We start from the raw sequence: 19,599 nt of genomic DNA, 5'->3' as shown, positions 1-19,599 counted from the left end.
CAGTAAGCCTCGGGTTAAAATTGATCAGTGAACGGAGGAGCGGCGTAAACGCCTTTTTACCCGTCTAATAAACCGTGCAACCCGCCAGGCGCGTTTAATGCACACGCCGTAAAGCAGGAATGCGAGGAAGAATAAAACCAACATCAGCCATTCAGGCACAAGCGGCTGATGTTCTCCAATTACGCCAATAACCGCAAGGATTGCAGCCGCAAGGGTGATCAAAACAAAGGCCTGCCGGGAAGTAAAACCGGCGCGCATGATCAAATGATGAATATGCTGACGGTCAGCCGAGAACGGGCTCATGCCTTTGCGCAGCCGACGATACATAATAGCAATCATATCCATCAGCGGGATGGCAATGAGCCACAGCGCGGTCACCGGATTCATCGGGTGTGATTCGCCTTGCGTGCTTTGCAGCAGGATCCAAATCACCGTGAAGCCAATCAGCGTACTGCCCGCATCACCCATGAAGACTTTGTAGCGGTGGCCCAAAACACCCAGATTAAGCAGGATGTAAGGCAACGTCGCCGCAATCATCGCGAAGCACCACAATGCCAGCTCCATGTGTCCGCTGTCGTACATGATGATGCCCATCGCACCAAAGCTGACGCAGGAAAGTCCGCCCAGTAAACCGTCTATGCCGTCGACCATGTTAAAAGCATTGATCGCAGCCCAGACAGCAAACAGCGTGAAGAGATAGCCAAACGGCCCGAGCACCATTTCCCACGGGCCGATCAGATGGCCGAGATTCCGCAGCGTGAGGTTCGCAAAACTCATCATGATGACCGCGACCGTCGCCTGCACCAGCGCACGGATTTTTACGCTGATGTCATAGCGATCGTCCAGCGCGCCGACGAGCACCAGCAAGCCTGCGCAGACCAGATAAAGTTGACCGTGGGGGATTCGATAATCGGTAATGAGGAAGGTGAAGCAGATCCCTGCATAAACGGAGATACCGCCGACCAGTGGAACCATACCCTGATGGCGTTTGCGGAAATTGGGTTTATCTACCAGCCCGATTTTATACGCAACCTTCCTGGCAACGAATAAAAACAGGAATGAAAATAAGAAAACGACGACGAGTTCAGTACTCATATTGAGTAAGTTCACAGTTAAGAGATCTCTGCAAAAATAAGGTGCGTGGAGTTGAGCGCAAGAACATCATAAACCTCACAGTCTTATATCTAATCATGGGGTGACAGTGATGGTTTGTCTCAGGCAATACCTTATCTGTTGCCCTTTCTTTATGTCATCAGACAGTCCGCCGACAAAATAAAGAAAGGGCAATGGAAAAACCATCAGTTATTATCCGAATAATCTGACTATTTCTCCGAAGTTGCATTATGGTAGCCACCAAATGCAAAAAACGCCACGGCTTAGCGTGGCGTTAGCTGACTTTTACACCAAATTACGAACGCTTCATCATGTCGAAGAAATCGTCATTGGTTTTGGTCATGGCGAGCTTGTTAATGAGGAATTCCATTGCGTCAATTTCACCCATTGGATGGATAATTTTACGCAGGATCCACATTTTTTGCAGCTCTTCAGACGTGGTCAACAGCTCTTCTTTACGGGTACCAGAACGGTTGTAATCGATGGCCGGGAAGACACGCTTCTCAGCGATTTTACGCGCCAGATGCAGTTCCATGTTGCCGGTACCTTTAAATTCTTCATAGATAACTTCATCCATTTTAGAACCGGTATCGACCAGCGCGGTCGCGATGATGGTCAGGCTTCCGCCCTCTTCCACGTTACGTGCTGCACCGAAGAAACGTTTTGGACGGTGTAAGGCGTTGGCATCAACACCACCGGTCAGGACTTTACCCGACGCCGGAACCACGGTGTTGTAAGCACGAGCAAGACGAGTGATGGAGTCCAGCAAGATGATGACGTCTTTCTTATGCTCAACCAGGCGTTTCGCTTTTTCGATAACCATTTCGGCTACCTGAACGTGGCGGGAAGCCGGTTCGTCAAAGGTGGATGCGATAACTTCGCCTTTCACCAGACGTTGCATCTCGGTCACTTCTTCCGGACGTTCATCAATCAGCAGAACCATCAACACACAGTCAGGATGGTTGTACGCAATGCTGGTAGCGATGTTTTGCAGCAGCATGGTTTTACCGGCTTTCGGTGGAGCAACAATCAGACCACGTTGACCGCGACCAATTGGAGAAGCCAGATCCAGTACGCGTGCCGTTAAATCTTCGGTTGAACCGTTACCACGTTCCATGCGCAGACGTGAATTTGCGTGCAGAGGGGTTAAGTTTTCAAACAGGATTTTGTTGCGGGCGTTTTCTGGTTTGTCGAAGTTAACTTCATTAACTTTCAATAGGGCAAAATAGCGTTCACCTTCTTTAGGTGGGCGGATTTTACCGGAAATGGTGTCGCCAGTGCGAAGGTTGAAGCGGCGGATTTGGCTTGGAGATACGTAGATGTCGTCGGGGCCTGCGAGGTAGGAACTGTCTCCGGAGCGGAGGAAACCAAATCCATCCTGCAATATCTCGAGGACGCCATCACCGAAGATATCTTCTCCGCTTTTAGCATGCTGCTTCAATATTGAAAAGATAATGTCTTGCTTGCGCATGCGGGCCTGGTTTTCCAGTCCCATATTTTCGCCGAGTGCAATCAGGTCAGAGACCGGCGTATTCTTTAATTCGGTAAGATTCATAATGGTGGGTTCTTAAACTCGGGGTATGTCTCGAACATCTGTCGTGAATGGGTATGGCAGGGTCATCCATGCCTGTTTGTGTAGAACACTCAAGTAACAGCTTAAAAATCCAGCCGCAGGCAGTCGCCAGCGAGCGATTCTAGAGGGGCAAACTGATATTGAGGTGTCTTAAAGCCGATTTTTTCAAAACCGTTAGATGGTCAAGCACAGTGCCAGTTCAATTTAATTTTTATTCAAAGAAACTATCAGGCAGATGTTTTTGACACAACAGAGTAAAACGTAAGAATCAAACTACAGGTAAGCTCTATTTGCAGTAAGCGTAAACTTAGCACGCTTCTTGACAGGCGTCTAGCGGACATTGTGAAAAACACGACAGCCCGCTAAACACCTGGCTTGGGTCATCCCGACCGCTTACAGATTAGCTGTTAAGAACTCTTTCAGCTGACCTTTCGACAGTGCGCCAACTTTAGTTGCTGCGACTTCGCCGCCTTTAAATAACAGCAGGGTAGGAATACCACGGATGCCGTATTTAGGTGCAGTACCTGGGTTTTCGTCGATGTTCAACTTCGCGATGGTCAGCTTGCCTTCGAACTCAGTGGCAATTTCATCCAGAATCGGAGCGATCATTTTACATGGTCCGCACCACTCAGCCCAGAAATCGACCAGCACCAGCCCTTCGGCTTTCAATACGTCGTTGTCGAAACTGTCATCGGTCAGGTGAATAATTTTATCGCTCATGTTCTACTCCAAAGGATTATCTTTACCTTGTTGATGTAGCATTAACCAACATTAGGTTGACTTTATTTCACCGGATACGCTTTCGTAAAGCAATAGTTAGCTGATATTCTACCACACTATGAGCAAAACACACTTGACCGAAAAGAAGTTTTCCGACTTCGCCCTGCACCCGCTTGCAGTGGAAGCCCTTGAAAAGAAAGGCTTCCATTACTGCACACCTATCCAGGCATTAGCATTGCCAATCACGCTCGCTGGGCGTGATGTTGCAGGTCAGGCGCAAACCGGTACCGGCAAGACGCTGGCTTTTCTAGCGTCTACTTTCCATTATCTGCTTTCTCACCCTGCTGCGGAGGGTCGTAAGACCAACCAGCCGCGTGCCTTGATCATGGCACCTACACGTGAACTCGCGGTGCAGATCCACTCCGATGCCGAAGCATTATCCGAGTCTACCGGCCTGAAATTAGGTCTGGCATACGGCGGTGACGGCTACGACAAACAGCTTAAAGTTCTGGAAAGCGGCGTGGACATCCTGATTGGGACCACTGGCCGTCTTATCGATTACGCAAAACAGAACCACATCGACCTGGGCGCGATTCAGGTGGTGGTACTGGATGAAGCAGACCGCATGTTCGATCTGGGCTTCATCAAAGATATCCGCTGGATCTTCCGCCGGATGCCGCCTGCTACTGAACGTCTGAACATGCTGTTCTCAGCAACGCTGTCCTATCGCGTGAAAGAACTGGCGTTTGAAAACATGAATAATGCCGAGTCGATTGAGATCGAACCGGAGCAAAAAACAGGTCACCGTATTCAGGAAGAGCTGTTCTATCCTTCCAATGAAGAAAAGATGCGCCTGTTGCAGACGCTGATTGAAGAAGAATGGCCAGACCGCTGCATCATTTTCGCCAATACCAAGCACCGCTGTGAAGACGTCTGGGGCCATCTGGCTGCCGATGGTCATCGCGTCGGTTTGCTGACCGGTGACGTGCCTCAGAAAAAACGCCTGCGCGTTCTGGAAGACTTCACTAAAGGCACGCTGGATATTCTGGTTGCCACCGACGTGGCTGCGCGCGGCTTGCACATTCCTGCCGTGACACACGTCTTCAACTATGACTTACCTGATGACTGTGAAGATTACGTTCACCGTATCGGTCGTACCGGCCGTGCTGGCCTGAGCGGTCATTCCATCAGCCTGGCATGTGAAGAATATGCCCTGAACCTGACGGCGATCGAAACCTATACCGGCCACAGTATTCCGGTCAGCAAATACAGCAGCGAAGCACTGTTGACTGATTTGCCTGCGCCAAAACGTCTGGCACGTTCACGCACCGGCAATGGTCCGCGTCGTAACAGCAATTCGTCTTCGCGTCGCAGCAGTGCACCGCGCAGCAACCGTAAACGTCCGGGCTGATAACCTATGCTAAGCTCCACCTCACTCTACGCAGCAATCGATCTGGGCTCTAACAGCTTTCATATGCTGGTTGTTCGTGAGGTGGCAGGCAGTATCCAGACCCTCGCCAGAATCAAGCGCAAAGTGCGTCTGGCTGCCGGTCTGGATAAGCAGAACCTGCTTTCTCAGGAAGCCATGCAACGCGGCTGGCAATGTCTGAAGCTGTTTTCTGAAAGATTGCAGGATATCCCACGCGCACAAATCCGCGTGGTCGCCACGGCGACGCTGCGGCTTGCCAGTAATGCCGATGAATTTCTCATCAAAGCGCAGGAAATCCTTGGCTGCCCGATTCAGGTGATTACCGGTGAAGAGGAAGCCCGCCTGATTTATCACGGCGTCGCCCATACCACGGGGGGTCCGGATAAACGTCTGGTGGTGGATATTGGCGGCGGCAGCACCGAATTAGTAACCGGTGTCGGCGCACAGGCGATTACCCTTTTCAGCATGCCAATGGGCTGTGTGACCTGGCTGGAGCGCTATTTTACCGACCGCAATCTGGCAAAGGAAAACTTCGATCAGGCCGAACAGGCTGCGATCGAGATGATCCTGCCGGTGGCACCGGATCTTATCGCGAACGGCTGGCAAATCTGCGTCGGTGCTTCCGGCACCGTCCAGGCTTTGCAGGAAATCATGGTCGCGCAAGGCATGGATGAGCGCATCACTTTGCCAAAACTTCAGCAGCTCAAACAGCGCGCGATTCAGTGCGGCAAACTGGAAGAGCTGGAAATTGAAGGCCTGACTCTCGAACGTGCGCTGGTTTTCCCAAGCGGACTGTCCATTCTGATCGCCATTTTCAAAACGCTGAACATCGAAACGATGACACTGGCCGGCGGCGCGCTGCGCGAAGGTCTGGTGTACGGCATGCTGCATTTGCCGATCGAGCACGATATTCGCCAGCGTACATTGCGTAATCTGCAACGTCGCTATTTGCTGGATAACGAGCAGGCGCAACGCGTGGCACAGCTGGCGGAGAACTTCTCGCTGCAGGTGGCACAGGAATGGAAGCTGGATGCCCGCGCCCGTGAGTTACTTAACAGCGCCTGTCTGATCCACGAAATAGGTTTGAGCGTCGATTTCAAAAAGGCCCCGCAACACGCGGCTTATCTGATCCGGCATTTAGACTTACCGGGTTTCACTCCGGCACAGAAAAAACTGCTGGCGACCCTTCTGCAGAACCAGAACAGCACACTCGATTTGCCGTTGCTGAATGAGCAAAATGCTTTGCCGCCGCGTCTGGCGCAGCGCCTTTGCCGTATTCTGCGCCTGGCGATTATCTTTGCCAGCCGTCGTCGCGACGACACATTGCCTGCCGTGCGTTTACGCGCTAACGATGATGAGCTGAGTGTGATTGTGCCGCAGGGCTGGCTGGAACAGCATCCGCTGCGTGCCGAAGAGTTAGAGCAGGAAAGTCACTGGCAGAGTTATGTCCACTGGCCGCTGTTTGTCGAAGAGCAGAGCTGATTTTTTCGACACACCGTCATACTACTAAGGCAGGGTTTATCCCCTGCCTTTTCTTTGTCTGTCAGTTTCCGCCTTTGGCTTTCGCCAGTTGTTCACGGATTTTTTCCAGATGGCTCTGCCCTTTCACCATGCGTTCCTGCGCGCTCACCACTTTACGTTCACTTTCCCACGCCAGATCGTCCTGCGGTAATTCCATCAGGAAACGGCTCGGTTCCGGGCGGATCAGCTCACCATATTGGCGACGCTCACGGCAAAGGGTAAACGTCAGCTCTTTCTGCGCACGGGTAATGCCCACATAAGCCAGACGCCGCTCTTCATCCACGTTATCTTCATCAATGCTGCTCTGGTGTGGCAACAGCCCCTCTTCCATACCGACCAGATAGACATACGGGAACTCAAGGCCTTTTGAGGCGTGCAGCGTCATCAGCTGGACCTGATCCAACTCTTCGTCGTTTTCACCGCGCTCCATCATGTCACGCAGCGTAAAGCGCGTGACCACCTGCGTAAGCGTCATCGGCTCATCCAGATCGGTGCCTTCGAGCATTTCGGTCATCCAGCTGAACAGCTGATTGACGTTTTTCATGCGCATCTCGGCGGCTTTCGGGCTCGGCGACGTTTCGAACAGCCAGCTTTCGTAATCAACGCCGTGGATCAAATCCCGCACCGCAGCGACCGGTTCACGTTCTGCCAGCTCGGAAATACTGCCCATCCAGTGGGTGAAACGTTGCAAAGATTCCAGCCCGCGACCGGTCAGGGACTGGCTCAGCCCCATATCAAAACTGGCTTTGAACAACCCTTTGTTACGCTGATTCGCCCACTCCCCCAGTTTCTGTAAGGTGGCGGCACCGATTTCGCGACGCGGCGTATTCACGATACGCAGGAAAGCGCTGTCGTCGTCCGGGTTAGTCAGCACGCGCAGATACGCCAGCAGGTCTTTGATCTCCGGGCGTGAGAAGAAAGAGGTGCCGCCGGAAATTCGGTACGGAATGCGGTTCTGCATCAGCATTTTTTCAAACAGACGCGACTGGTGATTACCGCGGTACAAAATCGCGTAATCGCCGTAAGCGGTTTTATTGATGAAGTGATGAGCGATCAGCTCGCCCACGACGCGTTCCGCTTCATGGTCTTCATTATTGGCCGTCACAACTTTCAGTGATTCGCCGTAAGCCAGCTCAGAGAACAGACGCTTCTCGAACACATGCGGGTTATTGGCGATCAAGATGTTGGCGGCTTTCAGGATGCGTTGCGTGGAACGGTAGTTCTGCTCCAGCTTGATCACCTGCAACTGCGGGAAATCTTCTTTCAGCAGCACCAGGTTTTGCGGTCGTGCACCGCGCCAGGAATAAATCGACTGGTCATCGTCCCCTACCACCGTAAAGCGCGCGCGGTTACCCACCAGCAGTTTCACCATCATGTACTGGCTGGTGTTGGTGTCCTGATATTCATCGACCAGCAGATAACGCAGCTTGTTCTGCCAGCGCTCACGCACTTCTTCATTCTTCTGCAACAGCAACGTCGGCAGCAGGATCAGGTCGTCGAAATCGAGAATATTACAGGCGCGCATGTGGTCGTGATAAAGGCTGTAGCAATGCGCGAAAATCTGATCGCGTTCCGAACGCGCCAGTCCGGCGGCATGAGAAGGATCCACCAGATCATTTTTCCAGTTTGAGATCGTGGAAACCAGTTGCTGCAATAACGTTTTGTCGTTCTCCAGCCACTTCTCGCTCAGCTCTTTGAGCAGCGCCAGCTGGTCCTGATCGTCAAACAGAGAAAAGTTAGATTTCATGCCCAGCGCAGCAAATTCGCGTTTGATGATTTCCAGCCCCAACGTGTGGAAGGTGGCAATCAGCAGCCCCCGCGCTTCTTTGCGCCCGAGGGTTTGCCCGACACGTTCTTTCATTTCGCGCGCGGCTTTGTTGGTAAAGGTCACGGCCGCAATGTGACGTGCCTGATAGCCACATTCACGGATCAGGTGTGCGATTTTATTGGTAATCACCCTGGTTTTGCCGGAGCCGGCACCCGCCAGAACCAGGCAGGGTCCGGTGACAGATTCGACGGCGTGTTGTTGGCTGGGGTTTAATCGCATGGCGTATTTTTGCTCACCTGATAGACAAGGACGGCGATTGTAGCAGAAACGTCGGCTGAGATTGACAGGCTTTACCGTGCAATTTGTTATCCCGGAACGCAGGCCGGATTCCCCATGCGCCGTTGCAGATGTTACATTACGCGTCTGGAAACACTCTCGCAAAAAGGTCTACATCATGGCAAAAACTGCTGCAGCAATGCATATCCTGGTAAAGGAAGAAGCACAAGCACTGGAACTTCTGGAACAACTGAAGAACGGTGGCGATTTTGAGAAGCTGGCTAAGAAGCACTCTACCTGCCCGTCAGGTAAGAAAGGCGGCCATTTAGGTGAATTCAAGCAAGGCGCAATGGTGCCGGCTTTCGATAAAGTGGTTTTCTCTGCACCGCTGATCGAGCCACAAGGCCCGCTGCACACTCAGTTCGGTTACCACATCATTAAGATTTTGTACCGCAACTAAGTTCTGCCTCTGCCAGAACCAAAAGAAAGGGCACCGCATTTTCATGCAGCGCCCTTTTTATTTCTATTTATACCTGAGGGTTAACGAATTAACTCGCTACCGCAATGCGTTTCATATCTGTCATATAACCGCGCAGAGTGCGGCCAATTGACTCGATCGGGTGATTGCGAATTGCTTCGTTAACATCACGCAGCTGCGCGTTATCAACCTGCGTTTCAGCCACTGATTTGCCCAAATCGCCCGCCTGCAGCGTGGTCATAAACTCTTTCAGCAACGGCACGGCGGCGTTAGCGAACAGGTAGTTACCGTATTCAGCGGTATCAGAGATAACCACGTTCATTTCGTACAGACGCTTACGTGCAACGGTGTTGGCGATCAGCGGCAGTTCGTGCAGTGATTCGTAGTAAGCGGACTCTTCGATGATGCCGGAAGCCACCATGGTTTCGAAGGCCAGCTCAACGCCCGCTTTCACCATCGCAATCATCACAACGCCGTGGTCGAAGTATTCCTGCTCAGAGATTTTACCGTCGAACTGTGGTGCGTTTTCGAACGCAGTGGCGCCCGTTTCTTCACGCCAGGTCAGCAGGTTTTTGTCGTCGTTCGCCCAGTCAGCCATCATGCCGCTGGAGAATTCGCCGGAGATGATGTCGTCCATGTGTTTCTGGAACAGTGGCGCCATGATCTCTTTCAGTTGTTCGGACAGTGCATAAGCACGCAGTTTCGCCGGGTTGGACAGACGGTCCATCATCAGCGTGATGCCGCCTTGTTTCAGCGCTTCGGTGATGGTTTCCCAGCCGAACTGCAGCAGTTTTTCTGCGTAAGCTTCATCAACGCCGTCAGCAACCAGTTTGTCGAAGCACAGCAGAGAACCGGCCTGCAACATACCGCACAGGATAGTCTGCTCGCCCATCAGGTCAGATTTCACTTCGGCAACGAAGGAAGACTGCAGAACGCCCGCACGGTGGCCGCCGGTGGCTGCTGCCCAGGCTTTGGCAATCGCCATGCCTTCGCCTTTCGGATCGTTTTCCGGGTGAACTGCGATCAGCGTCGGTACACCGAAACCGCGTTTGTATTCTTCACGTACTTCGGTACCCGGACATTTCGGCGCAACCATCACCACGGTGATGTCTTTACGGATTTGCTCGCCCACTTCAACGATGTTGAAACCGTGGGAATAGCCCAGGGTCGCGCCATCTTTCATCAGAGGCTGGACGGCTTTTACGACCGCGCTGTGCTGTTTGTCTGGCGTCAGGTTAACCACCAGATCCGCCTGCGGGATCAGTTCTTCGTAGGTGCCGACTTTAAAGCCGTTTTCAGTCGCTTTACGCCATGAAGCGCGCTTCTCGGCAATCGCTTCTGCACGCAGGGTATATGACACATCCAGGCCAGAATCACGCATGTTCAGACCCTGGTTCAAACCTTGTGCGCCACAGCCCACGATCACCACTTTTTTACCTTTGAGGTAGCTGGCTTCGTCAGCGAATTCATCGCGACCCATGAAGCGGCATTTGCCCAGTTGTGCCAGCTGCTGACGCAGGTTCAGTGTGTTGAAATAGTTAGCCATGTCTTGCTCCGTTCTTTCGAGGTAAGTGCTGTTATTTTTTGTTTCACCGGTGAGCCGGTGAACGCCGTGAATTCACTATATGTCATGCGACATATTGCTTAAATTGATATATTACGAAGATGACGTTGCAGATTATGCAATACTCCTGAACAGCCATCTTTAATGCGAGAAAACCGGGTAATCGTTATGGACTTACGTGATCTGAAACTGTTTTTACATCTGGCGGAAAGCCGCCATTTTGGCCGTTCATCGAAGGCGATGCATGTCAGCCCGTCCACGCTTTCGCGCCAGATCCAGCGGCTGGAAGAGGAGCTCGGCCAGCCGTTGTTTCAGCGTGATAACCGCACCGTGCAGCTGACCAGCGCGGGCGAACAGCTCAGAAACTTTGCCCAGCAGACGCTATTGCATTACCAGCAACTGCGCAGCGGGCTGGATCAGCATGGCCCGACGCTGAGCGGCGAACTGCGTCTGTTTTGCTCGGTGACCGCCGCCTACAGCCATCTGCCGCCGATTCTGGACCGCTTCCGCGCACAGCATCCGCTGGTCGAAATCAAACTGACCACCGGCGATGCCGCCGATGCGGTCGAAAAAGTCCAGTCTACCGACGCGGATTTAGGTATCGCCGGACATCCTGAAAGTCTGCCGGGCAGCGTCGATTTCGCAAAGATTGGCGAAATCTCAATGATCCTGATTTCGCCTTCCCTGCCCTGCGCGGTACGCACCCAGGTCAGCGAACCTCATCCCGACTGGTCGCGGATCCCGTTTATTCTTCCCGAGCATGGCCCGGCGCGAAAACGTATCGACATCTGGTTCAAACGCAACCGTCTGACTAATCCGCTGATTTACGCCACGGTGTCCGGCCATGAAGCGATTGTCTCGATGGTCGCGCTTGGCTGCGGCATTGCGCTGATCCCGTCGGTCGTGGTCGACAACAGCCCGGAATCCATCCGCAACCGCATTACCATTCTGGATAACGTTGCGGTCGGCGCACCGCTGGAGCTGGGCGTTTGCGTGCAGAAAAAACGCCTCAACGAACCGCTGATTGACGCGTTCTGGCAGTTGCTCTGAGCCTTTCAGGCAATAAAAAACGGGACGCTTTTCAGGCGTCCCGTTTTCGTTTTCAGCCCGCTAAGAAGAAGCGGAATGCCGGATTATCACTTTCGTTGTGACAGTCATAACCCAACGCCTTCAGGTTCTGTTCGAACTCCGGCTCTTCCTCGTTCAGCTCAAAGGCTGCCAGCACGCGACCAAAATCGGTGCCGTGGCTGCGATAATGGAACAGCGAAATATTCCAGTGCGTGCCCAGCGTGTGCAGGAATTTCAGCAAAGCGCCGGGGGATTCCGGGAACTCAAAGCTGTAAAGCCGCTCGCGCAGAGGCTTGGTTGGACGCCCGCCCACCATGTAACGCACATGCAGTTTCGCCATTTCATCATCAGAAAGATCGACCACCTGATAACCGTCGTGATTCAGTTCGTCGATGATTTCCAGACGTTCCGCATGTCCGCGCGTCAGACGCACGCCGACGAAAATGCAGGCGTTGTCGGCATCGGCGTAACGGTAATTGAACTCCGTTACCGAACGGCCACCCAACAGCTGACAGAATTTCAGGAAGCTGCCTTTGCGCTCAGGAATGGTCACCGCCAGCAGCGCTTCGCGTTGCTCGCCCAGCTCGCAGCGTTCTGACACATAACGCAGACCGTGGAAATTCACGTTCGCGCCGGAAAGCACATGCGCCAGACGCTCGCCCTGAATGTTGTGCTGCTGAACGTATTTCTTCAGCCCCGCCAGCGCCAGCGCGCCGGAAGGTTCAGCAATCGCACGCACATCTTCGAACAAATCTTTCACGGCCGCGCAGATGGAATCACTGTCAACGGTGATCACATCATCCAGATATTCACGACACAGGCGGAAGGTTTCCGTCCCGATGCGCTTCACGGCGACGCCTTCGGCGAACAACCCGACACGCGCCAGATCAACCGGTTCACCGGCATCGAGTGCCGCGCGCAGACAAGCCGAATCTTCCGCTTCAACGCCGATCACCTGAATCTGCGGCATCAGCTGTTTGATCAGTACTGCGACACCCGCCGCAAGACCACCGCCGCCGACGGGCACGAAGACGCGGTCCAGATGCGCATCCTGTTGCAGCAGTTCCATCGCCAGCGTGCCCTGTCCGGCGATCACTGCCGGATGGTCAAACGGCGGCACAAAGGTCATGCCCTGTTCCTGCGACAGCGTAATCGCTTTGGCTTTCGCCTCATCGAAATTCGCACCATGCAGCAGCACTTCGCCGCCGAAATTACGCACGGCATCGACCTTGATGTCAGCGGTCGCCACCGGCATCACGATCAGCGATTTAATGCCTTTTTTGGTGGCCGAAAGCGCAACGCCCTGTGCGTGGTTACCGGCAGAAGCCGTAATCACGCCGCGCGCGGCCTGCTCTTCGGTCAGGCTGGCGATCATGGAATACGCTCCGCGCAGTTTAAAACTGTGAACAGCCTGGCGGTCCTCCCTCTTCACCAGAATGGTGTTACCCAGCCGGGAAGAGATCTTTTCCATGACCTGCAAAGGCGTCACCTGTGCGACTTCATAAACCGGCGCACGCAGCACGGCGCGCAGATATTCAGCACCACCCGGCTGATCGGGCAGAGGTTGAGATACCGCCATGGCCTTTAGCCTCCCAGCTTAGACTTGTCGCGAACGGCGCCTTTATCGGCACTGGTCGCCAGCAATGCGTAAGCACGCAGCGCCAGAGACACCACGCGTTCGCGGTTCTTCGGCGTCCAGGCTTTGTCGCCGCGCGCCAGTTCGGCTTCGTGACGGACAGCCAGTTCAGCCGCAGGAACGTCCAGTACCATTTTGCGGTTCGGAATATCGATATCAATGATGTCGCCATCTTCCACCAGCGCAATCATGCCGCCGCTGCCCGCTTCCGGAGAAACGTGGCCGATGGACAGGCCGGAAGTGCCGCCGGAGAAACGACCGTCGGTGATCAGCGCACACTCTTTGCCCAGACCCATGGATTTCAGGTAGGTGGTCGGATACAGCATTTCCTGCATGCCCGGACCGCCTTTTGGCCCTTCGTAGCGGATAACCACGACGTCGCCGGACACGACTTTGCCACCGAGGATTGCGGAAACCGCATCATCCTGGCTTTCGTACACTTTGGCCGGGCCACGAAAAGTCAGGTTGGATTTATCCACGCCTGCGGTTTTCACGATACTGCCCGCTTCGGCGATGTTGCCGTAAAGCACGGCCAGACCGCCGTCTGTGCTGAACGCATGTTCCAGCGAGCGGATACACCCTTCCGCGCGGTCATCATCCAGCGTGTCCCAGCGGCAATCCTGAGAGAATGCCTGCGTGGTACGGATACCAGCCGGGCCTGCGCGGAACATTTTTTTCACCGCTTCGTCTTTGGTCAGCATGATGTCGTACTGTTCAAGCGTCTGCGTCAGATTCAGGCCCAGGATGTTTTTCACGTCGCGGTTCAACAGGTTCGCACGATCCAGTTCGCCCAGAATTGCCAGCACGCCACCGGCGCGGTGAACGTCTTCCATATGGTATTTCGGCGTGCTCGGTGCCACTTTACACAGGTGTGGTACAACGCGTGACAGACGGTCGATGTCGATCATATCGAACTCGATGCCGCCTTCCTGCGCCGCAGCCAGCAGGTGAAGAACGGTGTTAGTGGAACCACCCATGGCGATATCCAGCGTCATGGCATTTTCGAATGCCGCTTTGCTGGCGATGTTGCGTGGCAACGCGGATTCATCATCTTTTTCGTAATAACGTTTGGTCAGCTCAACGATACGACGACCGGCATTCAGGAACAGATCCCGGCGGTCGGCGTGGGTCGCCAGCAATGAACCGTTACCCGGCTGAGACAGACCCAGCGCTTCGGTCAGACAGTTCATGGAGTTGGCGGTGAACATACCGGAACAGGAACCACAGGTCGGACAGGCAGAACGTTCGATCTGTTCGCTGTCAGCATCGCTGACGTTCGGGTTTGCGCCCTGAATCATCGCATCGACCAGGTCGAGTTTGATGATTTTGTCGGACAGCTTGGTTTTACCGGCTTCCATCGGACCGCCGGAAACGAAGATCACCGGAATGTTCAGGCGCAGTGAGGCCATCAGCATTCCCGGGGTGATTTTGTCGCAGTTGGAAATACACACCATGGCATCGGCGCAGTGCGCGTTCACCATGTATTCCACGGAATCCGCGATCAGTTCGCGCGAAGGCAACGAATACAGCATGCCGCCATGACCCATGGCGATCCCGTCATCCACGGCGATGGTATTAAATTCTTTCGCTACGCCGCCGGAGGCTTCGATTTGCTCGGCAACCAGTTTACCCAGATCGCGCAAGTGAACGTGGCCCGGTACGAACTGGGTAAAGGAGTTGACGACGGCAATAATGGGCTTACCGAAATCGTCATCAGTCATGCCGGTGGCACGCCATAATGCGCGGGCGCCAGCCATGTTGCGGCCATGAGTCGTGGTGTGGGAACGGTACTTAGGCATGCTCTGTTCACTCCAAATCATTTCTGTTTAGCAGGCAGCGAAATCGCTACCTGCGCAATTCTTATTCTTTTGACTACTGTGGATTGATAGGATCCAGCCAACCCCATTTGTCTTCGGTTTTGCCGGTGAACAGGCCGAAGAACGCATCCTGAATTTGTTTGGTCACCGGACCACGTTTGCCGATGCCGACCTGAATGCCGTCCACGCTGCGTACTGGCGTGATTTCTGCGGCGGTGCCGGACATGAAGACTTCATCTGCCAGATACAGGGATTCACGGGACAATACCTGCTCACGCACTTCCAGACCCATATCTTTCGCCAGTTTAATAATAGCGTCACGGGTGATACCCGGCAGCGCGGAAGAGGTAAACGGAGGCGTGAACAGAATGCCTTCTTTCACTTCAAACAGGTTTTCGCCTGCACCTTCAGAGACATAACCGTGAACGTCCAGCGCGATACCTTCCTGATAACCGTGGCGACGCGCTTCGCTGCCGACCAGCAATGAGGACAGATAGTTACCACCGGCTTTCGCGGCAGTGGGAATGGTGTTGGCGGCAACGCGGTTCCAGGAAGACACCATGGCGTCGATGCCCTGTTCCAGCGCTTCTTCACCCAGATAGGCGCCCCACGGGAAGGCGGCAATGATCACGTCAGTTTTGTAGCCATCCGGTGGATTCACGCCCATGCCGACATCGCCCACAAACACCAGCGGACGGATATAGGCGCTGACCAGATTGTTTTTGCGCAGGGTTTCGCGGCAGGCTTCCATCAGCTCATCAACACTCTGAGAAACCGGCATACGGTAGATTTTGGCGGAATCGCGCAGACGCTGCATATGTTCACGGTGGCGGAAGACGACCGGACCTTTATGGGAGTCGTAGCAACGTACGCCTTCGAAGACAGACGTGCCGTAATGCAACGCGTGTGACATCACGTGAACCTTCGCGTCTGCCCACGGAACCATCTCGCCATTGAACCAAATGTAATCAGCTTTCTTCGTCATTCTTATCGTCCCTATTACTCACGCATTCGCGCGTATTTGTTGTGATGTGTGTTGCTGGATCTCGACACAGGCGACATCCATAAGTTTGCGTAACTGTGAAGACAGTAAATCTACCGGCCGCTGGCTGGCAACGGTCAATTCGATATTTATGTTTTCCGCATTGACCATCGGGGTCATGTTCATCGCGCATACCTGAAAACCACGGTGGCGAACAACGCGTAATACGCGTTCCAACATTTCAGGGCGGAAACGGGCCTGGATTGAGACGTTATGCTGCATCATGACATTTTCTCCAACATGGTTTCGTTGCCTGCGCCCGGTGGCACCAGAGGCCAGACATTTTCATTTTCGTCGATGGAAACCTGAAGCAAATACGGACCTTCGCTGTTGAAGAAGGCGTCCAGAGCGGCATCGACTTGGTCTTTACGGTGAATGCGTTGGCCGGGGATGTTAAATGCGCTGGCCAGCGTCACAAAATCGGGGTTATCGGAGAGGTTGGTTTCACTGAAGCGTCCGTCGAAGAACAATTCCTGCCACTGTCGAACCATCCCTAACCGCTGGTTATCCAGCAGCAGGATTTTGACGGGCAACTGTTTTCGCTTGATGGTGCCCAGCTCCTGAACATTCATCATGAAGGAACCGTCACCGGAAACGCAGATCACCATGTCATCCGGGCGGGCAACCTGTGCGCCGACGGCTGCCGGAACGCCAAAGCCCATCGTGCCCAGACCGCTGGAGGTGATGAAGTTTTCCGGGCGGGTGAACTGCATATGTTGCGCGGTCCACATCTGATGCTGGCCGACGTCAGTCGTCACCACGGTATTCGCCGATTTACGATCGGAGATTTGTTTCAGCAGCAGCGGCGCATAAATCGCTTCGCCCGGATGGTCGTAGCGCCATTCGCCCTGCGCTTTCAGCGTCATCACTTCATCACGCCATGCGTTGATCTTCAGTGGCTGTTGCAGCGCCGGTAACAGCGCATTCAGGTCACCCTGCAACGCCACGTGCGCCTGACGCAGTTTGTTCAGCTCAGCCGGATCGATATCCATATGGATAACCGCTGCGTGCGGCGCAAAGGTGTTCAGTTTTCCGGTCACACGGTCATCGAAGCGAGCCCCAACGGCGATCAGTAAGTCAGAAGACTGAACCGCCAGATTCGCCGCTTTAGTGCCGTGCATTCCCAACATGCCCAGATAGCAGGGGTCAGTGGCATCCGGCGCGCCCAGGCCTTTCAGCGTGGCCACCGCAGGAATGCCGGTGACCGAGATAAAATCGCGTAATGCAGGAACCGCCTGCGCCATACCGACACCGCCGCCGATATACAGCATCGGTTTTTGCGCGGCGGCAATCATGGCGCGGGCCTGTTCCAGTTCAGCAACCGGGTGCGGGAAAGATTCTTCCACCGCCAGCAGATGGGGTGGCAGTTCGCCGGTCGCCAGCTGGATGTCTTTCGGGATGTCGATCAGCACCGGGCCCGGACGGCCGGAGCTGGCGATGGCAAACGCTTCAGCCATGATTTCCGGTAGGGCGTCCAGCGATTCCACCAGGAAACTGTGTTTGGTGCAGGCCAGGGACAAACCTAAAACGTCGATCTCCTGAAAAGCGTCGGTGCCGATAAAGGCGGAGCCGACCTGACCGGTGATGGCCACCAGCGGAACGGAATCTAACAGCGCGTCGGCCAGACCGGTGATCAGGTTGGTCGCGCCAGGGCCGGAAGTGGCAATACACACGCCGACTTTTCCGGTTGAACGGGCATAGCCGATGGCGGCCATTGCGGCACCTTGCTCGTGCCGGCACAACAGGTGTTCCACGCCGCCGTCATACAGTGCATCGTATACCGGCATGATTGCCCCGCCGGGATAACCAAACACCATATCTACCCCCTGCGCACGCAACGCTTGTACTACCCACTGTGCTCCGTTCATCCTTATTCTCCTGCCTTTTTGCGACAAGTGCAGAACATTATGCTGTTGCTCATTTTCCGACCCCGCTTCACTGTTCTCTGAAATTCCTGACCCAAAAAAAAACCCCGGACCTTTCGGTGCGGGGTTTCTTTTCAGGTTCAGGCTTGTTTAATAAGCCTTTCTTCGTCCAAGTGCAGCCCCGCACGGTGGGATAATAATCACCACCACGCTAATCACGACTAGGCTAACTACGAGGAGAAGGGCTTTCATTTTTCGGTTTCTATAATTCATATTGCGAACGATTGCCTACAGAGTTATCACAGTAATGCATTTAATGACAACATTTTTCTTGCGTTATTAATTGCGGCCCGTCGCAGCATCAGCGAAAAATTCAGTGAAAAATCAAACCTTAGCGGGTTGATCGGTCGCCTGATTATTTATTGCTCCTGTTATCGCTTTTCCGCGCGTATCCCGGCCAAACGCCACCAGCACAGAAATCACGATCGCCACTGTCCCGGCCACAATGGCCATCGCCAGCCCGTAGTTATGTCCGTGACTTTCAGCAATGCTTGCCTGCAACGTGGCATTGACCGACGCCAGCAGATTCCCAAGCTGATAAACAAAACCGGGCAGCACCGCGCGGGTATTAGCTGGCACCAGCTCGGTGAGATAAGACGGAATAACGCCCCACGCGCCCTGCACCATAAACTGCATCAGGAAAGCCCCCAGCCCGATGGTCCAGGTTCCGCTGGAGAAAGCCCACAGAGGGATCACCGGTAATGAGAGTAAGGCCGCGATAATAATGGCTTTTTTCCGCCCGATTTTCTCTGACAGCGTGCCAAAGAAGATACCGCCGATGATCGAGGCTATGGTGTAACTGATGGCGATCAGGCTGACCGTATGTGCATCAAAACCATGCTGAACTTTCAGGAATGAGGGGTAGAGATCCTGCGTTCCGTGGCTGAAGAAATTGAACGCCGCCATTAGCACCACCAGATAGACGCAGAGTTTCCAGTGCGATTTCAGCACCGGCAGCAACGCTGTACTTTCTTTTCGCTCACGGGCGGCAAGCCAGACCGGGGATTCCTGCACTTTGAACCAGATGAACGGCAGCAGGAAAACGGGCACCGCACCGATCACAAACATTCCGCGCCAGCCAACCAGTTCTGAGAACAGCCCGTACACCACCGCCGCCAGCAGATAACCAAACGGATAACCGGCCTGGAAAATCCCCGACATCATGCCGCGTGAACGGTCGGGGATGGTTTCCATCGCCAGTGATGACGCCACGCCCCAGACACCGCCCATCGCGATCCCGTAAATCACACGCAGGATCAGGAAAATGGTCAGCGACGGTGCTGCTGCCGTACACAGTTCAAAAATGGAAAAGCAGGCAATGTTCACCATCAGCACCGGCTTACGCCCGTATTTTTCCGCTGCCCGCCCAAACACCAGCGCGCCAATTGGCCGCACTGCCAGCGTCAGTAAAATAGCCAGCGTGACCTCTTTGATATCCACCTGAAATGCGGTCGCTATATCACTGAGAAGAAAGACTAAAATAAAGAAATCGAAGGCGTCGAGAGTCCAGCTCAAAAAACTGGCGATGGCAACGTTTCGCTGCCGTGAAGTCCAACCAAACATGGGTGTATCCCTATTCCGGAAAGATGCAGTCAATGCGCTCAACGAGCCGATCCGGAAAATCCTCGGTGAGGCAGAGAGATGTTAATTAATAATTGGTATTTGTTTG

At 54.0% G+C, this 19,599-nt stretch carries 16 protein-coding genes; 4 read left to right on the top strand and 12 right to left on the bottom strand.

Features of this window, described 5'->3' with window-relative positions:
• Positions 1-24: 24 nt before the first annotated feature.
• The 3 genes from wecA to trxA form a co-directional block, all read right to left on the bottom strand.
• Positions 25-1,110, bottom strand: a complete 1,086-nt coding sequence (gene wecA, locus ACQZQY_RS05785; protein WP_072158058.1) for a UDP-N-acetylglucosamine--undecaprenyl-phosphate N-acetylglucosaminephosphotransferase — start codon at positions 1,108-1,110, stop codon at positions 25-27.
• Positions 1,111-1,408: 298 nt separating this feature from the next.
• On the bottom strand, positions 1,409-2,668 hold the full coding sequence (gene rho / locus ACQZQY_RS05780) for a transcription termination factor Rho (protein ID WP_056772325.1): 1,260 nt from the start codon (positions 2,666-2,668) through the stop codon (positions 1,409-1,411).
• Positions 2,669-3,079: 411 nt separating this feature from the next.
• On the bottom strand, positions 3,080-3,406 hold the full coding sequence (gene trxA, locus ACQZQY_RS05775; protein WP_013577537.1) for a thioredoxin TrxA: 327 nt from the start codon (positions 3,404-3,406) through the stop codon (positions 3,080-3,082).
• A gap of 118 nt (positions 3,407-3,524) precedes the next feature.
• Between trxA and rhlB the strand changes: the two genes are divergently transcribed.
• Positions 3,525-4,817, top strand: a complete 1,293-nt coding sequence (rhlB, locus tag ACQZQY_RS05770; protein ID WP_056772328.1) for an ATP-dependent RNA helicase RhlB — start codon at positions 3,525-3,527, stop codon at positions 4,815-4,817.
• 6 nt (positions 4,818-4,823) lie between these two features.
• Positions 4,824-6,317 (top strand): guanosine-5'-triphosphate,3'-diphosphate diphosphatase, encoded by a 1,494-nt coding sequence (gene gppA / locus ACQZQY_RS05765; protein WP_122096505.1) that lies wholly within the window; start codon positions 4,824-4,826, stop codon positions 6,315-6,317.
• 61 nt (positions 6,318-6,378) lie between these two features.
• On the opposite strand, the gene rep is transcribed toward gppA, so the two are convergent.
• Positions 6,379-8,403: a DNA helicase Rep gene (gene rep, locus ACQZQY_RS05760; RefSeq protein ID WP_414070183.1), complete on the bottom strand. Its 2,025-nt coding sequence runs from the start codon at positions 8,401-8,403 to the stop codon at positions 6,379-6,381.
• 175 nt (positions 8,404-8,578) lie between these two features.
• Here rep and ppiC point away from each other — a divergent pair, with 175 nt between their 5' ends.
• Complete coding sequence (ppiC, locus tag ACQZQY_RS05755; RefSeq protein ID WP_056772340.1) at positions 8,579-8,860, top strand: peptidylprolyl isomerase PpiC; 282 nt, start codon at positions 8,579-8,581, stop codon at positions 8,858-8,860.
• Positions 8,861-8,948: 88 nt separating this feature from the next.
• Here the strand turns inward: ppiC and ilvC are convergent, their stop codons facing one another.
• Positions 8,949-10,424, bottom strand: a complete 1,476-nt coding sequence (gene ilvC, locus ACQZQY_RS05750; protein WP_056772344.1) for a ketol-acid reductoisomerase — start codon at positions 10,422-10,424, stop codon at positions 8,949-8,951.
• Between the two features lie 186 nt (positions 10,425-10,610).
• Between ilvC and ilvY the strand changes: the two genes are divergently transcribed.
• Positions 10,611-11,492, top strand: a complete 882-nt coding sequence (ilvY, locus tag ACQZQY_RS05745; RefSeq protein ID WP_056772346.1) for an HTH-type transcriptional activator IlvY — start codon at positions 10,611-10,613, stop codon at positions 11,490-11,492.
• Between the two features lie 52 nt (positions 11,493-11,544).
• Here the strand turns inward: ilvY and ilvA are convergent, their stop codons facing one another.
• From ilvA to ACQZQY_RS05710, 7 genes are all read right to left on the bottom strand, one after another.
• Positions 11,545-13,089, bottom strand: coding sequence for a threonine ammonia-lyase, biosynthetic (ilvA, locus tag ACQZQY_RS05740; RefSeq protein ID WP_122096503.1), 1,545 nt, complete (start codon positions 13,087-13,089; stop codon positions 11,545-11,547).
• 5 nt (positions 13,090-13,094) lie between these two features.
• A complete protein-coding gene (gene ilvD, locus ACQZQY_RS05735) occupies positions 13,095-14,945 on the bottom strand; it encodes a dihydroxy-acid dehydratase (protein ID WP_431296747.1) in 1,851 nt (616 codons plus the stop codon).
• A gap of 73 nt (positions 14,946-15,018) precedes the next feature.
• Entirely contained in the window at positions 15,019-15,948 is a 930-nt protein-coding gene (locus ACQZQY_RS05730; protein WP_056772355.1) for a branched-chain amino acid transaminase, read from the bottom strand.
• A gap of 18 nt (positions 15,949-15,966) precedes the next feature.
• A complete protein-coding gene (gene ilvM, locus ACQZQY_RS05725; RefSeq protein ID WP_013577547.1) occupies positions 15,967-16,230 on the bottom strand; it encodes an acetolactate synthase 2 small subunit in 264 nt (87 codons plus the stop codon).
• Positions 16,227-17,873 carry an acetolactate synthase 2 catalytic subunit gene (ilvG, locus tag ACQZQY_RS05720; RefSeq protein ID WP_056772357.1) on the bottom strand — a complete coding sequence of 549 codons (1,647 nt, stop codon included), beginning with the start codon at positions 17,871-17,873 and terminating at the stop codon, positions 16,227-16,229. The genes ilvM and ilvG overlap by 4 nt, the downstream gene beginning before the upstream one ends.
• 147 nt (positions 17,874-18,020) lie before the next feature.
• Positions 18,021-18,122 carry an ilv operon leader peptide gene (gene ilvL / locus ACQZQY_RS05715; protein ID WP_015699153.1) on the bottom strand — a complete coding sequence of 34 codons (102 nt, stop codon included), beginning with the start codon at positions 18,120-18,122 and terminating at the stop codon, positions 18,021-18,023.
• Positions 18,123-18,254: 132 nt separating this feature from the next.
• Positions 18,255-19,493 carry an MFS transporter gene (locus ACQZQY_RS05710; RefSeq protein ID WP_056772359.1) on the bottom strand — a complete coding sequence of 413 codons (1,239 nt, stop codon included), beginning with the start codon at positions 19,491-19,493 and terminating at the stop codon, positions 18,255-18,257.
• Positions 19,494-19,599: the final 106 nt, after the last annotated feature.

It is taken from the genome of Rahnella sp. PAMC25559 (assembly GCF_050632365.1).
GTDB classification, from domain to species: domain Bacteria; phylum Pseudomonadota; class Gammaproteobacteria; order Enterobacterales; family Enterobacteriaceae; genus Rahnella; species Rahnella rivi.
This window is presented reverse-complemented; position numbering and strand designations above follow the sequence as displayed.